This is a genomic window from Anaerobiospirillum sp. NML120449, assembly GCF_023051105.1.
Taxonomy (GTDB): domain Bacteria; phylum Pseudomonadota; class Gammaproteobacteria; order Enterobacterales; family Succinivibrionaceae; genus Anaerobiospirillum.
In genome coordinates this window covers 222,985-239,360 of the sequence record NZ_JALKIL010000002.1, presented here as the reverse complement: position 1 = coordinate 239,360, position 16,376 = coordinate 222,985, and the positions used below count along the sequence as shown (strand labels likewise).

Annotated in this window: 13 protein-coding genes; 7 read left to right on the top strand and 6 right to left on the bottom strand. The window is 51.9% G+C overall.

Annotated elements, in window-relative coordinates; all coding sequences use genetic code 11:
- Positions 1 to 674, top strand: a 674-nt coding sequence (locus MXE41_RS01545; protein ID WP_247099114.1) for a flagellin, incomplete at its 5' end; no start/stop codon positions are given.
- Positions 675 to 942: 268 nt separating this feature from the next.
- On the opposite strand, the gene MXE41_RS01540 is transcribed toward MXE41_RS01545, so the two are convergent.
- From MXE41_RS01540 to purE, 4 genes are all read right to left on the bottom strand, one after another.
- Positions 943 to 1,914, bottom strand: coding sequence for a class I SAM-dependent methyltransferase (locus MXE41_RS01540; protein ID WP_247099113.1), 972 nt, complete (start codon positions 1,912 to 1,914; stop codon positions 943 to 945).
- Positions 1,915 to 2,080: 166 nt separating this feature from the next.
- Complete coding sequence (aroE, locus tag MXE41_RS01535; RefSeq protein WP_247099112.1) at positions 2,081 to 2,950, bottom strand: shikimate dehydrogenase; 870 nt, start codon at positions 2,948 to 2,950, stop codon at positions 2,081 to 2,083.
- A 503-nt stretch (positions 2,951 to 3,453) separates the two neighbouring features.
- Positions 3,454 to 4,065 carry an L-threonylcarbamoyladenylate synthase gene (locus MXE41_RS01530; protein WP_247099111.1) on the bottom strand — a complete coding sequence of 204 codons (612 nt, stop codon included), beginning with the start codon at positions 4,063 to 4,065 and terminating at the stop codon, positions 3,454 to 3,456.
- 237 nt (positions 4,066 to 4,302) lie between these two features.
- Positions 4,303 to 4,809 (bottom strand): 5-(carboxyamino)imidazole ribonucleotide mutase, encoded by a 507-nt coding sequence (purE, locus tag MXE41_RS01525; RefSeq protein ID WP_247099110.1) that lies wholly within the window; start codon positions 4,807 to 4,809, stop codon positions 4,303 to 4,305.
- 509 nt (positions 4,810 to 5,318) lie between these two features.
- Between purE and MXE41_RS01520 the strand changes: the two genes are divergently transcribed.
- Positions 5,319 to 6,086 carry an NAD(P)-binding protein gene (locus MXE41_RS01520; RefSeq protein WP_246976122.1) on the top strand — a complete coding sequence of 256 codons (768 nt, stop codon included), beginning with the start codon at positions 5,319 to 5,321 and terminating at the stop codon, positions 6,084 to 6,086.
- 2 nt (positions 6,087 to 6,088) lie between these two features.
- On the opposite strand, the gene MXE41_RS01515 is transcribed toward MXE41_RS01520, so the two are convergent.
- On the bottom strand, positions 6,089 to 6,403 hold the full coding sequence (locus tag MXE41_RS01515) for a hypothetical protein (protein WP_247099109.1): 315 nt from the start codon (positions 6,401 to 6,403) through the stop codon (positions 6,089 to 6,091).
- A gap of 33 nt (positions 6,404 to 6,436) precedes the next feature.
- On the opposite strand from MXE41_RS01515, the gene MXE41_RS01510 reads away from it, so the two are divergent.
- The 5 genes from MXE41_RS01510 to MXE41_RS01490 all read left to right on the top strand — a co-directional run bounded on the left by MXE41_RS01510 (position 6,437) and on the right by MXE41_RS01490 (position 14,678).
- Complete coding sequence (locus tag MXE41_RS01510) at positions 6,437 to 6,886, top strand: hypothetical protein (protein ID WP_247099108.1); 450 nt, start codon at positions 6,437 to 6,439, stop codon at positions 6,884 to 6,886.
- Positions 6,887 to 7,221: 335 nt separating this feature from the next.
- Positions 7,222 to 9,342, top strand: coding sequence for a hypothetical protein (locus tag MXE41_RS01505; RefSeq protein ID WP_247099107.1), 2,121 nt, complete (start codon positions 7,222 to 7,224; stop codon positions 9,340 to 9,342).
- A 67-nt stretch (positions 9,343 to 9,409) separates the two neighbouring features.
- Positions 9,410 to 11,824 (top strand): hypothetical protein, encoded by a 2,415-nt coding sequence (locus MXE41_RS01500; protein WP_247099106.1) that lies wholly within the window; start codon positions 9,410 to 9,412, stop codon positions 11,822 to 11,824.
- Positions 11,825 to 11,977: 153 nt separating this feature from the next.
- A complete protein-coding gene (locus MXE41_RS01495) occupies positions 11,978 to 14,395 on the top strand; it encodes a hypothetical protein (protein WP_247099105.1) in 2,418 nt (805 codons plus the stop codon).
- 112 nt (positions 14,396 to 14,507) lie between these two features.
- Complete coding sequence (locus MXE41_RS01490; protein ID WP_247099104.1) at positions 14,508 to 14,678, top strand: hypothetical protein; 171 nt, start codon at positions 14,508 to 14,510, stop codon at positions 14,676 to 14,678.
- A gap of 141 nt (positions 14,679 to 14,819) precedes the next feature.
- On the opposite strand, the gene MXE41_RS01485 is transcribed toward MXE41_RS01490, so the two are convergent.
- Positions 14,820 to 16,088, bottom strand: a complete 1,269-nt coding sequence (locus MXE41_RS01485) for a topoisomerase DNA-binding C4 zinc finger domain-containing protein (RefSeq protein WP_247099103.1) — start codon at positions 16,086 to 16,088, stop codon at positions 14,820 to 14,822.
- Positions 16,089 to 16,376: the final 288 nt, after the last annotated feature.

Below are 16,376 nucleotides of genomic sequence, written 5' to 3'. Positions count from 1 at the left end.
TGCTCCAGAAGATTCGTACTCTGGCTGTCCAGGCTGCTAATGGCACCAACACCGGCGAAGACAAGGCTGCCCTTTCTAAAGAAGCCACTGCTCTGGTTGCTGAAATTGACCGTATTGCCGGTCAGACTCGCTTCGGTGGCGCACTGATCCTCGACGGCAGTAAGGACACTGGTTTATTACAGGGTAATCTGGCATCTGTAGGCCAGCTTACATTGCAGGTAGGTGCCAATAAGGGTGATGCCATCTCCTTTGATATTGCCAACGCTCACTTTACCCGTATTGCAGACGCAAGTAAGAAATTTGGTGGTGCTGGTGGTGGTGCTGGTGGTAACACCATTGATATCACCAAGTTCTACGATAAGACCAATAAGGTTATCCAGTTTTCTAAGGCTGGTGGCGCTGAAGTTGCCATTCAGGCTATGGATGCACTCATTGGACAGATTGACTCTGAACGTGCAGGCCTGGGCGCTATCCAAAACCGTTTGGAGAGCTCTATTCGTAACCAGGCAAACGTTTCTGCCAACCAGGCTGATGCCCGCAGCAGAATTCGCGATGCAGACTTCGCCGAAGAGTCCGCAAATCTGTCCCAGCAGTCCATCATTCAGCAGGCTGCTAGCTCCATGCTGATGCAGGCTAACACCCGTCCTCAGCTGGGCCTGTCACTGTTAGGCTAATTAAACAGCACATGCTACCTGCAGAGCCTGCAGCGCTCTGCAGAGCCTCCGGAACCCCTGACCATGCGGTCAGGGGTTTCGTCGTTTCAGAGCATATGAGATTAACCTGCAGTGAGCGTGACAAAAGACTAAACATTTCCTTATTTGTTTTAGACAGTGTCTTTATCACTAAGTCACTTTGTTCAAAAACCCCATATTTCAGCCTTGTGGCATGAAAAAAGCCCCCAATTTGGGGGCTTTTTTCATGAATATTGGAACTGGTGAGTACTTATTGCTGGGCAGACAGCTCTGAGATGCTGTAGCAGTCGAAGCGGCACTGGCCGCCATCGACAAAGTAGCTGCGCTCAATGCCAGCTGCTGTAACCGGTGGAGCGTAGGATGGTCTTTTAACCACCACTCTGCGTACTGCCATGTTCAAAGCCGCTTCCAGGAAAAGCTCGGTATCCCTGTCTTCGCCAATAACCTGCTGGAAGACGAACATGTCCTTTTTAACCTGGGCACTGCCACCACGCTCAGGGAACATCGGGTCGTAGTAAATAACCTCAGGGCGCAGATCGCCTGCATAATCTTTTATCGTGCCACGGCTGTGCAGTACTGGCAGCGCAAACGGAAAATAGCGTGAACCCTGAGCACGGTTAAGGGCGTCTCTGAGAATAAGCCATACCGGCAGCTGACGCTCAAAGGCTGTTACTGCAGCGCCAGCATGGGCAAGAATCATGGACTCACGACCAAGGCCGGCAGTTGCATCAAAAACACAGGCGCCATCTTCAAGACCGGACATAACTGCACGGGCAACAGCCTCCTTCTGACGGCCGCCACGCAGCAGGCGCTGACGGTAGCTCACAAGCTCGAAATCAAGAATCAACGGCTTCATCTGTACCTGTGAGAGCACAGTAAGTCCTGCTCCCTTGCTGTCATAACTGACCAGTACATCATCAGGATGATAGACAGAGGCATACTCTGATGAGGCAAAACTCTCAGGTCCGTGCTTTGCCAGCAGCTTGCCTCCAGCGCGTGCTGATGCCATAAGCTCGTTATAGCCGTGCTCATCAAGTACCACCACCTGGTCTATATTGTCTGGAACTGTTGCAGACGCTGCAGCTGTGCCTGACAGGCCATCCTGACCCCCACTGGCTGGCTGAGCATGGATGAGGGGCTGCAGTATCTGCAGGGCCTCAGTCCATGAGTTCTCTACTGCAGGGGCAAGGGCCGCTTCGGCGTATAAAAAGAGCTTATGCATGGCTGGATAAACTTATGACAGGCAGGTGCAGATCAGTCCTGATACGGCATGGTATGGTCATGACTGTCAGCTGCAACAGATGACAGGCAGGTAGAGGTGGTCCGGGACAGTGTTGTCCCGGAATGCTTGTACCGTTCCGACTGCTAAGATGCAGTCGGAAGTTGCGTCAGCCGTTAATCAGGTAGTTGCGCATATAGTTGAGGGTCTTTTCGATATCAGGACGCACTCCTGTCCACAGCTCGTAGGCAAGGGCAGCCTGTCCCACCAGCATACCAAGACCGTCATGACAGCTTGCGGCACCACTGGCTCGGCAGCTGCGGGTGAATATGGTATCCCCCTCTCTGTTGTAGAACAGATCGTACACAAAAGGACAGTTTGCAGTCAGATCCTTGTGCAGAGGAGGGAGCTTGTTCTCCATAGACAGTGAGGTGGTATTGATAATCATGTTGTAATCCCTGAAAGGATCAAGATTATCGTAGCGAATGGACTCAAGCTGGAGATCCGGGCTGAGATCCTGTCTGTTGGCGCGCAGGAAATCGATTATTTCGCGCCCCTTCACTGAGGAGCGGTTAACAATGGTAATAGCCTTGAGCCCCAGAGCCGGATCAGCAAGACAGGGCACAATACCTCGGCAGGATCCGCCGGCACCAAGAATCAGAACATGACCGTCCTTAAGGGGAGCATTGAGACGCTGCAGATCATAAACCAGACCATAGCCGTCAGTATTGTCACCCAGAAACTGGCGCTTACCGTCCTTTTCACCAATAAGCTTGATGGTGTTAACAGATCGGGCCAGCTGAGCTCTTGGAGTCAGCTCAGTTACATATTCGTAGGCATTGAGCTTGTAAGGAACGGTGACATTGCAGCCAAAACCGCCTTCATCAAAAAACTCGTCAGCTGTCTGGGCAAAAACATGTGGTGCCAGCAGCGGGTCATATTTGACATCATGACCATGCACAGCTGCAAAGTGACGGTGAATCTTAGGGGAAAGGGAATGTTCAACAGGACAGCCTATCACGGCCAGCTTGTACTGCATAGCCAGCTCCTTAATATGCAAGGGCACTGAGAAAAATCGGTTTCAGTTCGTACATCTGCCAGAAGCTTATCTAAAACTTAAAAGACAGTAAGTGCAGAACCTTTCAGTATTTTGAGCAATATATCGTGCTTAAATGAATAATTTACCATCAAGTCGCGCCCTGTGTATCAGGTGCACCCCCACTGCACACAGATATATTACAGGAAATGCGACAATGATCGTTATTCAGGGCCCTTTTGACACGCATAAAGAGCTGTTTTCAGCTGATTTAAGCCCGGAAAAGGCCACAAAGTGCCGTACTTCCGGTACGGGTCTGTATTGCTGGCACAGGGCTGTATTGCAGGCCCAGGACTGTATTGCTGGTACAGGGCTGCATTGCTGATACAGGGCTGTATTGCTGGTACAGATCTGAATGTTGCCGCCACCAGCCGTGCAACGCTGCATAGGGGTGTTGCCGACAGTGCTCATCTGACCAGGGGCAGCTGTCCCAGACGCCTGCCCTGTCAGCTGCGCAGAATGTTGCCTGAGCGGCCCTCAATAACCAGGCTTGGGCGGTTGCGTCCCTGACATGGCTCTTCAAGCACGTAATCTACCAGGTCATCAAAGGCATCGTGCAGCTCTTCTACTGTACTGAGCGGGCTCTGACCTGAAATATTGGCGCTGGTTGAGACAATTGCACCACCGGCGCGACGGCACAGTTCACGCAGCAGCGGAAAGGCAGTAAGACGTACGGCTACAGTATCGTGCTCGCCTGTAATCAGAGGATTAATACCGGCTTTAACTGGCAGCACAATAGTCACATGACCAGGCCAGAGCTGCTCTGCCATCACGCGGGCACCGGGATCAAGAGCATCAATGTCGGCCACGGCATTGAGCATTTCCATATCAGAAATGACTACTATCAGCCCCTTGGACTCATTCCTTTTTTTGATGGCGATAATGCGCTCAATAGCCTCTTTGTTATCAGCCATTGCTGACAGCCCGTAGATGCCCTCGGTAGGACAGACAATAACTCCGCCCTTGCGCAGCACGGCTGCAGCCCCATCAAGACGGGCAAGAGTCTGCTCAGATAAAGGCTCTTCAGGAGAAATAATCTGCTGTGATTGTGTGCTCATATTGCTTCCTGCAAAAGAAAAGGGCTTATCCGTAAGGACAGCCCTCTCCCTGTTTAACTGCTGCCGTAAAAAAACGGCAGATAATACAGTATTGATTGCCTCAGGTCGTCAGGCACCTGCTCAATCTGATTAGCAGGCTGGATGGGCCCATGACAGTACCCATGATTAATATGCTTTATAAAGGACATTAGTCTTAATCAGGACTGTCTTTAAAGCTGAGACCCTGAGGCTGGCAAATTACTTGTCCAGGCTTGCCTGAAGTTTGGCATCCTTGTCCATAACTTCCTGAGCAGCCTGCTTGCGGTTGGCCTTAACACGCTCATCAAGAGCCTTATCACACAGGGCCATAATCTGGGCAGCGAGGTAACCTGCGTTCTTGGCGCCAGCCTTGCCAACAGCTACGGTAGCTACCGGGATACCGCCTGGCATCATTACAGTGGAGTACAGAGCATCAACGCCATTTAATGGGCCACCGTCAACAGGAATACCAATTACAGGGCGGGTAGTACGGGCAGCAACAGCACCGGCAAGGTGAGCAGCCAGACCGGCAGCACAGATGAATACGGCAGCACCGCGCTTTTCACAGTCCTGAACGTAGTCAGATACTACGTCAGGGGTACGGTGAGCAGAAGCTACTTTCACCTCAAACTTAATCTCCAGGCTCTTTAACACGTCCAGAGTGTTGTTAACCAGTGGCAAATCAGAGTCTGAACCCATGAGAATGACAGCAAATTGCTCTGACATTGAAGTCTCCGAAAAAAACAGTTTCCACGAATGCTCAACAGGGACACCATCCATCAGGTGATCTGACCTGCAATGAGCAGCAAAGCGCAATTATATCACGAAAGCGCCCGCCCCCGGCCCGCCTGCACTGCTCCACATCACTACCCGGCCAGCCCGTGCCGCCCCAGCAGGACATGATCAGAATCTCTTGTCTGGTATGTCGCGGTCCCATGAGCTGCCGCACAAGTGCACCGCAAAGAGCACAGGTCAGAGACAATCGCAGCTGTATGCCTTTTTTGTCGCATTTTTGCGCTATCCTGTCATCAGGTTATTGCGTATAATGTCGCGACATATCTATGCAGAATCACTTAAATCAGGCTTGTTTTCAGGATACAGCATCCTCGCATCTGATGGTCTCAAGCCAGTCAGAAATATGCTGATACCCGTCATAAGATCCTGTTACCCTTATAATTGTGTCAGCTGTATGGATTTCCTGTCAGCAACCTTCAAAATCAACATCTATCAATAATATGAGCAATAACTGTACAAATAACGACAGCATCAGCTCTCAGGATACCTGCAAAGAGAACGGATGCAGCAACAGCCCGGAAAGCACAAAACCAGCAGTTGCCGTCATTGGTGCCGGACCTGCCGGTCTTGCCTGCGCCCAGACACTGCTTGATCTTGGCTACAAAGTCGACATCTACGAGATGAGCGGCTCAGTCGGCGGCATGGCCCGCTCCTGCGAAATCCTGGGACAGACAGTGGATCTGGGCCCCCACAGATTCCATACAGATGAACCTCTGGTAAAAGACTTCTGGGCCGGCAATCTGGACAGCAGTGAAACTGTGCATAAAGAACGACTCAGCCGCATCCTTTACAAGGGCAAGTTCTTCTCCTATCCGCTCAGGGGTTTTGAAGCCCTGTTTCAGCTGGGTCTGCTGGAATCTGCAAGGTGCGTACTTAGCTACGCCAAAAGCACCTTATTCCCTCGTAAGGAACCTACCTTTGAGGCATGGGTATCCAATGCTTTTGGTCACCGTCTGTATGAGATTTTCTTCAAGACCTATTCTGAGAAGCTGTGGGGCATCAAGTGTTCTGAGCTCAGCGATCAGTTTGCCCGTGAACGCATCAGAACCCTGAACCTGTCCAAGGCTGTTATCAGAGCATTTATCCCTGATCGCGGAAAGAAAGAACGCACCCTCGTATCCACCTTTATCTACCCTGCCAAAGGTGCCGGTCAGATGTGGAACAACACATTGGCACGAATTATGCGTAGCGGGGGGGGGGTACACTGACTTTAAACGCTTATATAAGCGAAATCTCCTGCAGAGATAACCAGGTAAAGGGCATCTACGTCCAGAAAACCACTCCTGTAGCTGATCACATTGCTACAAACGCTCCTCACTCCCAAAGTGCCGATCGCACTTTTATCCCCTATGACTATGTAGTCTCCTCCGGTAACTTCTCCGATCTTGTCTCCAGCATCGGCGCTCTTCCTGATGACATCCGCGGTCTTACTTCTGATTTGAAATACCGCAACACCCTTCTTGTCTATCTGAAAATCAATCCTGGCTCCCAGGATCTCCCTCCAGACAACTGGCTTTACATCCACTCTCCAGTCGTGCGCTCAGGACGTATGTGCGACATGGCCAACTGGTCTGCAGTCATGCAGAAAGGCCAGAAAGAGCATGTAGTGTGCTTCGAGTACTGGGCCAATAACGACGATGAAATCTGGAATATGCCAGATGAGCAGCTTGTCGAAATGGCCAGAGCCGATGCCATTGCTACAGGAATCTTCACCCCTGAGTCAATACTCGATGGCGCAGTCCACCGCGTCCACCGCAGCTACCCTGTCTACACCGATGGCTATGCATCCAGACTCAAGGAAATCATTGGTCATGTAGATGCCATTAACGGTCTGCACTTCATTGGACGCAATGGCAGCTTCAAGTACAACAATATGGACCACTCCGTATTGATGGGCATACTTGCAGCCAAAAAGATTGCCGGACAGTGGAATGGCCGCCTTTGGGACATCAATGCCGACAGCTCAACAGCATCACAAGCCGCCGGCAAAGGCCCTAATGATGGTTAACCCCTGATGATTATGTTCTGCCCTGGATCTGACCGGCTGTAATCATAACTATGGTTCTCCGGACAGTGTTATGCCGACCTGCAATGTTTCATTTCAGGAAGCTTAATGCTCCCTTCCTGTCCGGATTACATCGTAAACAGTCAGACAAACCGCCCTCTCATCCAGTGGCCGAACCACGGCCCTTCTCAGCCTGCATAACCTGAAGCCCTCATACTCAGGCCCCAGACTACGACTAAACGACCATACAGGACTGCTGTCTGCATAAAACCGCCGACAGCTGAAGCCATGACTGATAACAAGACTCTCCACACCAGCTTCAACAAGGCAGGAACAAGATGATTGCAGATCACAATGACAGCAAAGAGGCAAGGAATCATGACCGGAACAATGCTGTACATGAATCCGTAAAAACCTCCTCAGATGCTACTCAGGGCTACAGCGCTGATGAACACTCCGTAGATGAAGGCAATACTGCACAGAGTCTGATCCGTGGATTTAAGTGGTTCAGACAGTCAGTTACTGCCCACATTGTGGTGCTATTTGTCGTGGCCGTGTTCATTGAAGTCGGCATCTTTAACCACTGGAGCTTCTGGCATTCCATCGAGGGCTACCAGCGGGTCAATGTCAACATTATTGAGGATGAAGGCAAAGATGGCAGCAGTGCTCGGGGCCGTACCATCAACAGCCCTGATTCTCAGGCGGTAGTGATTAACAATATCAGGATCAGGCCACGCAATCTGCTCATCAAAGTGTCATCTGACCAGTCGCAGATGGTTGAGGCCAGAGTTGAATTCCTTGACCGTGGCTCCCGCCACCGCTTTGTCCCGGCATCAATCCACAGGCTCAACACCTCAGGTACTTATGCCCAGAGCCTGTTCCACTTTGAGCAGCGTGATGAATACATTTATGGCCTTAGGATCATTTTTACCTCAGATCATGACAGCAGTGTCGCTCCTGTATATCTGACTCAGCTCAGCTTCAATGTACCTGAGCATGTCCAGATCTCATGGCTGCGCCTGATTTTCATGCTCGCTGTCTTTAACGCAGTATATCTGCTCACCGTCCGCCGGGCATGGTTAACCACCATTGCTCCGACCTCGTCATTCAGGCACTTTCCTCTGATTGCTCCTGCAGTGCTTGCATCTGTTTTTGCTGCGGTCATCTATGGGCTGCAGAGCACCGGTATCAGTGCGGTCAGCAATGAACTCCAACAGGATCTGCTGGGCTCCATGGCTCTGATCAAAATGATTCTGAGTCTGGCTACTGTCAGCTCCCTTACCTGGGCTATGTACAGCATGCTGCGCTATTTCAGGATTGAAACAGGCGCAGTGCTTACTGCAGTAAGCGCCATGGCTGTCATCTGCGGCTCCCAGCTCTTTTACCACCAGATGGATCTGCTCAAGGAGAGCATCAGCCCGGTGCTGATCACCCTGATGCTCACTATGACCGTTGGTTCTCTGTACAGCTGGGCTGCAGACAGTTCAGAGCGCAGTACTAAGAATTTATGGATTGGAGTTTTCGGTGTAGCCCTGATGCTGACAGCGCTGTCACGCGCATGGGCGGTACTGCTGACCATAGCTCTGTGCCTGCCGCTCATCATGTCAGCATGTGAGCCATTGCTGGATGCAGTGCGCAGCAATGGGCGCTCCACCCTTAAAAAGCTTTCCAGAAAGCAGCTGACTCTTCCGGCAGTGATTGCAGGCTCCCTGGTCGTGTCCGTCATCATCAGGGCCCTGCTCCCGGAAAGCTTCATGACCATGATGCTAAGCGCCGTCGGAGGCAAACCCCTCACGGACATTGAGCAGGTCAATCATGGCGATCCTTATCTCATGAGCATTGAGAACTTCGTTAATGCCCTGCACTACACATTCTTTGAGCCGCTAAGCTACAGCAAGAACTTTCCTTTTGTCCTGCCTTCAAGCAGCGCCGCTCAGTCCTTTGGCGTTGCAATCAGTGTTCATGAGCGCATCAGCATCATGGCCCTGCCTTTTGCCTGGCTGTCCCTTGCTCTCCTGCTGCGTGCTGTCAGAGCCAGGGCTGGAAAAGGTATCAGCCTCATGACTCTGGCCACCCTGGCTGCAGCCGCCCTCTATGCCTGGGGATCTTTCTATCTGTATGGCGTCGGTGCTGCACAGAGCGCCCCGGCCTCGTCCGCTGTAATGCTGGCCAGCGCCCTGACCGTCATGGCTCTGTTCTCCAGGGACAGCAGCACCACAGTTGCCGGGACTGACAGGCCTGCCCATGACAGTAAGACAGGCATATCAGAAACGGCAGACAGCAGCATGAATACTGTTGTTTTTGTGCTGACCATGTTCCTTGCTCTAAAGAGCATTGTCATCGGCATGATGCTGCCTTTTGCATGGGGTCCGGGCAGTATGGCTGGCCAGTTTTTAAGGTCGGCAAATCTTGATGCCATGCTCTACCTTGACCAGCTGTTTAACTCCATAAGCTTCTGACCTGCAGACATGTGCCTGCGTCAGCTTACTGCGGCACCATTAATACGCCCAAACCTGAGATAAGAACATGAACTCTGTAATCAAACTGTTTGAGAAAGGCCCGGCCGGGAATATTGCTGCCTGCTTTCTGCTGTTTGTAATTACTCTGGCAGCAGAGCTGCTGGTCTTTAACCATCACTTCTTCTTTGGCCGGGTCTCAGGCTCTGGATATGAGCAGAGAGCCTTTGAAATACCAGTAAGCAAAGAACATGGCGCCCGGGTTGTGGTCATGAGCTCTGAAAACAATGAACTGACCCTTAACTCGGTAAACAGCCGTCTTGCCAACATCATGCTCACTACTACCCTCAATGATGAAAGAGTCATTACTTTCACTTTTCAGGCCCGTGAGCAGAACGGTCAGTTCATTACTCTGGGCGCCACCAGAGTCAATCCCGGCCGCCAGGACCAGAGAACAGCTCTCATCCATCTCAATCATGCAGACTCTGAAAAGACTTTCTCTGCAGTCAGGATTACTGCATCCAGTCCCAATCCTTTCATCATTGGCATCACGAATATTGACTTTAATGCCCCTGAAAAGCTGCACTTTTCATGGATCAGAGTACTTGTGCTCTTTATGGCTGCCTCTGCCCTGTTCTTCATCAGAAGATACAAGGTATACCTGATTATTTTTGATGAGAGCAGGCGCGCTCACAGAGCCATGAACTATGTGGTCATTGCCTGTGCTGCATGCATATGCACCCTGTTTTTCATGGCAACCAGCCCTTATAACACCAGGGCCTGGGCCTTTGACTTCAATGGTGAGGGGCTTTATCCCTTTAACAATGAAGAGCGCACCATGCTTTATCCTCTGCCTCAGACAGTTGAGGAGAACAATCTTGCAGGCCCATACGAGCAGCTGCTGTCATCTCTGCTCAAAGGAAAAGTCAGCATTAACGTGTTTGTTGATCCCAAACTCGCCACCCTTGAAAACCCATGGGATCCGTCAGCACGCGATGCCGCCGGTACACGCTACACCTGGGATCGGCCTTACTACAATGGCCAGTACTTTGTCTACTTCGGTCCAGCTCCTCTCATCATGGTTTATGCCCCATGCTACGCCCTGACCGGCATGATCCCGTCTCCGGCCCTGTCTGTATATCTGCTTGCCATGATGGCTGTGCTTTCTGTTCTATGGGCATACAGAGTCCTGGTACGTACCCTGGTGCCATACCCCAACCTGCTCATGTATATGCTGGTACAGGCTGCAGCTCTCAGTGGAACACTGCTCTGGCTTATCCAGATTGGTCTTAGCTTCTACTACCTGCCATACCTGGCGGCCATGACCTGGATGTCACTTTATGTGGGCAGTCTGTACTCTCTTTTCAGACCGGTTTTATCCCCGGATGAACACCGCCCGCGCAGTCAGTTACAAACCAGAGCGCTGCTGCTTCTGGCCGGTATCAGCGTCCCCATGCTGGTGTGGTCACGACCTCTGGCCCTTGCAGCTCTTCTGGCACTGAGCATACCTGCCATCATCCTGCTGGTAAGAGAAAACTACAGCTTACGCAAAGACCAGTCAGCAACTGATCTTTCCCAGCCCCGCATCAACTACACAGCCGCGCTCAAAGACGCCATGTTTGCCCTGGTCCCTGTAATGGTCGGCGCCGCTGTGATTATGTACTACAACTATGTACGTTTTGATTCAGTGACAGAGTTTGGTCAGACCTACCAGTTCACAGGAGACGACGTGAAGTCAAAAGGACTTTTCTTCGGATGGGCGCATCTGCGCTCTGCTGTGTACTACTTCCTGTTTGAGCCCCTGGACTATATCAGGGAGTTTCCTTTCGTATTCGCCAATATCGACCACTATTACGATCATGGAAACCTGGTCATGGACTTTGACCGTGTTTCTCTATTCTCAATACCTGTCTTCTGGTCTCTGTTTCTGATGATGCGCTCAAGAAGGGCAATGCTTGAGTGCAGTATCCGTCATATCCGAATCTATAAACACCTCAATGACACACCGGGCTTTGATATTCAGCTCAAAGTCATGGAAAAGCGCATGAGCATGCTCAAAACCACAGCTTTTCTGACTGCATTTGCCATTGTTTTCCTTGTTTATCTGTCCTACTACAACGCAGCTGTGCTCAGTCGCTATCTGTGCGAGATGGCAACTGCAGGATCTTACCTGGCCGTAGTTCTGGTTCTTCTCAACACAGGATTCATGAGTTCTGGCACTGCCACTGTGCCGCATGTTGAGTCATCCTGCAGTAAGTCTGCTGTGGCCGGGTCGTTACCGCAGGCTTTAGCAGGCACCAGCTGGAGCTGCTCACTGATTTACGGTCTGACCGTCTTCCTGCTGCTCAAGTCCCTGCTGATTGGTTTGCTGCTGCCTTTTACCAGCACCTACGAGCTGCTGCTTGATCTGGGCACAGCCTTTAATGAGATGAATCCGGGACTGATGCTTGATATGTACAGGGTATTTACCCCATTTGGCCAGTAGCAGCAGACCTGCCACAGAGAGTTGAACATGTGCCGGCCGACTTGCGCGCTGAGCATGTAAACACCGGAAATGACTGTAACAGCACTCGAAAGACAGAGCTCTAATGCAATGAAATCAATCCATGACAACAGGCCCCTAATTGAGACAGTACCCATGAAAGCCTTTAACAAATTACTCTCAGGTGAACCTGCAGGAAGCCTCATTATCGGCGCACTGATACTGTTTCTGTCCCTTGCTGCCGAGCTGCTGGTATTCAACCATCACTTCTTTTATGGCAAGTCAGGTCATGACTCTTTTGCCCATCGTGCTTTTGAGCTGCCGGTTCATGAACAGTACAAGGTCCGTGCTCTGGTTATGAACGGAGAGGCAAACGAGCTTACTCTCAATGACCTCAGGCAGAAGATTGCCAATGTCCAGCTGACTACCACAGCCAACTACGGTAAAGCCGTCACCATGACACTCCATGTACGCTTTGAAGGTGATGATTTCAGGCTGGTCAGCTCAACCAGAATCAATCCGGCCGACACCGACCAGAACACAGCTCTGCTGCATCTGAACAACAGCGACTCTGACAAAGTTGTTACCGGACTGAAAGTTACTGCTACAGCCAACAGCGCATTCATCTTTGCACTGACCGGCCTTGAGATTAACGTTCCCGAGCCTCTGAACCTGTCATGGGTACGCATGCTGGGCATGATGGCCATTCTGGGAGTTTTCTGCGCCGTTTTGCGCTTCAGACTGTACCGTCTGGTCTTTGATGAAAGCCGTATCGCCCACCGTGTAGCTGACCATGGCGTACTGGCTCTGGCTCTTGGCATCTGCACTTTCTTTTTCTGGGCAACCCATCCTTCCAACTGCCTTCCATGGATATTCGATGTTAATGGTGAGGGCGTATACCCTGTCACCAGCCTTGACCGTACTCTGCTTTACAAACTGCCGGAAAGCATCGAGGAGACCAGCAATGCCGGAGCCTACGATCAGCTGCTGGCCGCCCTGCTCAAAGGCAAGGTAAATATCAATGTCTTTGTGGATCCTGCTCTCAAAGCAATTGATAACCCATGGGATCCATCAGCAAGAATTCTTTCAGGAGCCAGATACACCTTCGATCGCCCTTATTACGAGGGACGTTACTTTGTCTATTTTGGTATTGCTCCCCTGATTATGGTTTTCGCCCCTGTCTATGCCCTGACGGGTATGGTGCCCTCTCCGGCCCTGTCCATGTATCTGATGAGCATTATGGCAGTGATGGCCCTGCTCTGGGCATACCGTACAATGGTCAGGGTATATGCAGCTCGTCCTAACATGCTCATCTACATGTCAGCCCAGGTCGCGGCCATGTGCGGAACCCTGATATGGATGCTCTATGTGGGACTGAGCTTTTACTACCTGCCATACCTCGCTGCCATGACATGGCTGTCTGTATTTCTTGCGTCCCTGTATTCTTTGCTTACTCCGGCTCGTCATTCCGGTAAAGAGCCGACAAACAGTACCCTGCGTACCAGGCTGATGCTCCTTGTTGCAGGCATAAGTGTGCCCATGCTGGTCAGTTCACGTCCTCTGGTGCTGATTTTTATGATTGTTCTAAGCATCCCGGCCATAGCTCTCATCATCAGAGAAAACTACACGGACAGGGATACTCAGCTGCAGCCACAAGTCAGCCACACCAGACGCCTGCTGAGCAGTCTGCAGCTCTCAGCTCTGCTCAAGGACAGCCTGTTTACCGCAGTTCCTGTCCTGATCGGCGCCGTGCTGATTATGTACTACAACTACATAAGATTTGACTCCATAAGCGAGTTTGGTCAGACCTATCAGTTTACGGGTGATGACGTGCGTTCCAAGGGAATAGTGTTTGGCATTGCCCATCTGAAAAACGTGCTCTTCAACTTCTTTGCCGAGCCACTGGTATGGGTCCGTGAGTTCCCTTTCGTTTTTGCCAACAGCACAAGCTATAACGATTACGGAAACATGCTAAGCGACATGGACCGTATCTCCCTGTTTACTCTGCCTGTCTTCTGGTCCCTGTTCCTGGCCTTAAGAAGCCACAGAACACTGTCAGCTCTTGCTGCCGGCCTTCCATCTTCAGGCAATGACCAGGAGATGACGGCTCGTATGACCATGGCTTCAAGGCGCACCTCAGCCCTGCGTTACTCCACTGCTCTGACTGCAGCAGCCATGGTTTTCCTTGCTTACCTCTCCTACTACAACGCAGGTTTGTTCAGCCGATATCTGAACGACATAGCCACCCCTTGCTCATACCTGGCTCTGGTGCTGACTGTACTGAACTTTGGTACTCAAAGAGCAGATACCCATGTGACTGCAACTCCAGTAAGCGCATACAGCAGCACGACGGGCAGCATGGACAAAAGCTGCACGGACAGCTCATATTCATGGTCACACTCAGCCCTCTATGCTCTGGCCATGTTTCTCCTGCTTAAGACTGCAGCCATCGGTCTGCTCATTTCTTTCAGCTACAGCTACAACATCCTTCCACATATGGGAACCATTTTCAATGAAATGAACCCTGAGCTGATGGTGGATATGTACAGGATTTTTACTCCATTTGGACACTGATCGCCCTCAGCAGACCTCTCAGCCATTACTGATGTCGATGCGGTCTTACCAGACTGTGTCTCTGCCTTAAGTGTCCGGTCTGTCTGTGTGCGCTTTGCCAGGAAAAAGGAAAATGGATAAAAACAAAGAAAGCAAAAACAGGATAAACATCAATGACCTGCAGCCTGAGGACCCTGACTTTGTCTCATGGGTGAAGCCATTGAACAATGAGTTTACCCCCGCAGGAATGGCCGCATTACTGTCAGGCAAGGCGTCCAATACTCAAAATTACTGGGGCTCTTAAGATAAGAGCGTTCAGAGCTGACAGGCGTTTGCATGCATGCATTGAGCACTGCAGGCAGCTGCTGACAGCCGGTCACTGACTCTCAAAGGCAGACGGCCGCCCTTATGGGCGGCCGTCTGCATGATGGCGCGATGAGGTGGATCATGAAGCGATAATGTTGTGGCGGCGACGGCGACGGCTGGAGCACAGAGGATTGGCGCACATAAGAGCTGTGCCAGCCTTGACCTTCTTTTTGTAACGTACCGGGAAGCCGCAGTCTGGACACTCGTCTACTACCGGTACTCCCGGCACAATGAAGTCGCACTCAGGCCAGCTGTTGCAGCCATAGAAAGTACGTCCTGAGCGGGCACGACGGCGCTCGAGCTGACCTCCCATGCATGAAGGGCAGCTGATCTCCTCAACTGTATCCTCCTCACGGTAAGTGTAATTGCAGTCAGGATAGCTGGTGCAGCCAATGAAAAGACCGTAACGGCCCTTTTTGACAGCCAGAGGCGAGTTGCAGTCAGGGCACAGGCTCTCAAGGGTCCTCATGACAGTAACGGCGCTCAGATGGCTGGTAAAGTAGCGCATCTTGCAGGCTGGATAGCAGGAACAGCCCAGGAAGCTGATGCGCTCATTTTTGCGCAGCACCAGACGGCCATTGCCACAGGCAGGGCAGTTGTCGCCCTCCTTGAGCATCATTCTGTTATAGCGATCAAGTTCAGCCTGGCTGAGCTCAGGCCCCTCCTCCACATAATGAGGAGTAAAGACCCTGCCGGCATTATCAGCCCCGTCTGCGGCACCTGCATTGCTGTCAGCTGAGGCCGCACCGTCCCCGGCACTGCCCTCGGAGGCGGCTGCAGCACGAGCTGCGCCATCAGCCAGAATGCGGGCCACGGCTGTTCTTTCATCAACAGGCTCATCATCAAGGCCCAGCACTGCACTGGCGACATCCTCCTGACCATCATCACTCAGGCTTACCTCAGTGTCCTTCTGAACATCACTGATAAGACGGGTCAGAATGATACGGGCACTGCCTGCAGCACTCTGGGTATCCACAGCCTCTACCCCATGAGCATAAGCACCAGCATCAGCATCGCTGTTACCGCCATCAGCTGACCGGGCGGCGCCCTCGGTCACTGCGGCTGCATCAGGCACGGCTGAACCCGAGGTGCTGGCTGCGGTACTGGCAGCTGCTGCCCCGGCCTTGAGCTCTGCGTCGGTTGCAGGGTCGGCAGCGGCTGTGATGTCAGCTGCCGGGGCGGCGCCGCCGGCTGTCTTCTCAGGGGCAGAGGTGGTGCATTCAGGCAGCTGGCGTGACGGTTTGCCGTGGCCGCTGTTTTCATCTTCAAGAGACTGAGGCTCAATGCTTACGGCTAATGAGTCTGTCTGCATGGATGAAATGTCCTGATTGTTTTCCTGATTAGACATGGTAGCTACTTACCTGCTGATATTGGCTGTGGGTGTGGATAAACTGCATGGGGCCTTGCTGGCTCTTGCGTGGCCTTAGGGCTATTGCGTGGCCTTGCGGGCTCTTGCGTGCTCTTTCAGGGCCTTGCCGGATGGGGACAGGCTGTTGCTGTGGGTTTTGCCATGGCTGTTAAGCCAGGTGGTCAGCTGTGTCGCCCTCAATTACGGGCGCACATCATACCAGTCTTTTGCAGGGGCGGCACAAAAGCCAGAGCTTAAATTACCTGCAGCTGCGCCCGCCCTTTGATG